The sequence below is a fragment of the Bradyrhizobium sp. P5_C12 genome (genome assembly GCF_054049735.1).
Map to the genome: position 1 here is coordinate 1 of NZ_JBFULU010000125.1, position 1,344 is coordinate 1,344.

At 54.5% G+C, this 1,344-nt stretch carries 2 protein-coding genes; both read right to left on the bottom strand.

Translation table 11 applies throughout. The annotated features are described in order from the left end of the window. A partial coding sequence (locus tag ACXJMY_RS37885; RefSeq protein WP_456624450.1) for a Wzz/FepE/Etk N-terminal domain-containing protein occupies positions 1-761 on the bottom strand: 761 nt, incomplete at its 3' end. 201 nt (positions 762-962) lie between these two features. Continuing rightward, positions 963-1,344, bottom strand: a 382-nt coding sequence (locus ACXJMY_RS37890; RefSeq protein ID WP_456624451.1) for a sugar transferase, incomplete at its 5' end; no start/stop codon positions are given.

The window sequence follows — 1,344 nt, forward strand, 5'->3', positions numbered from 1 at the left end:
GTCTTACGCAGCACGCGGCGAAAATTATCATAGGCGCTTTTTGATGTTTCCGCAGCGGCTGCCAATTTATCGATCGTAGCAGCTGAATCCGCCGGATCTTTCCGATTCTTACTATAATCGTCCAATGCCTTTTGGGCAGCTAATGCTTGAGTGCTCAATTCGTTCAGTCGATCCTTAACCCATTTCTCGTCTTGCAAGCCAGCCGAGTCCATTTGACGGGTAATATATTTTTCTGCAACGGCGTTTAGGATCTGCGCCGCTCGATCAGGATCTCTGGAATCGAAAGTAATCTCGACAAGATACGTAGGGCCGACACGCTTGGCCGAGAGCTTGCGTTCGAACCGTTCCACGGCATACCGCGCGGCGCTCGCTTCCGTCGCCGGCTTACTCCAGCCGAGCAGCCCGGATATCATGCCGCCACCTTGGCCGGTCGCAAATTCCGGGTCTTGAGCAAGGCCGAGCTTCTCGATCACGGCGCTAGCGATGCTCTCAGACTTCATGATTCCGATCTGGCTTTCCACGACCGTTGACGTTGCCGCAGCGTCTACAAGGTTCCCTCTCGAGTTTACGATCAGTAGCGCCTTGGCGGTGAACGTCGGTACCGCGGTGATGAGGTAAAGTGCAGCAACGCCAAGCGCCGCGAAACCTGTCAGCGATATGATCGGTACATGTCGTCGTAAGAATGCCAGCACGGCCAGGACTTCTGCCAGCGACACAACCGGCCCTGGACGATATTCAGGCCGCCTATCGTCGCGATTCATCCAATTATCGGTCCTGTTGTTCTGCAAGATTTTCCTACCAGCCTGATAGTGGATGCTCAAACTCGTGCGGCAATTCGCGTGGCTTCCGTCTTACGCAGCACGTGGCGAAAATTATCATAGGCGTTCTTGGACGATTCCGCAGCGGCTACCCAGCTAAATCGAAGGGCGATCAGTAGAAGGTGTGCAGCAGACGGAAAGGCGTCAATAGGCATTCCAATACACCTTTCTTGAAAGAAAGGTCATGACTATGATTTTGAGATCGAGAAGGAGCGACCAGTTGTCGATATAGTATAGATCGTGCTCCACACGCCGCTGCATCTTCTCGAGGGTATCGGTGTCGCCGCGGTGACCGTTGACCTGAGCCCAACCGGTAATGCCTGGCTTGACGTTGTGGCGACGGGAAAACGACGAAATAAGCTCAGCGAACACCTCGTTTTGCGAGGTCGCGTGTGGACGGGGCCCGACGAGCGACATGTCGCCGGCCAGGACATTGAACAACTGCGGAAGCTCATCGATATTAGTACGGCGCAAGAAGTGTCCCAGACGAGTCACTCGTGGATCGTGCCTGACGACAGGTTTGAAG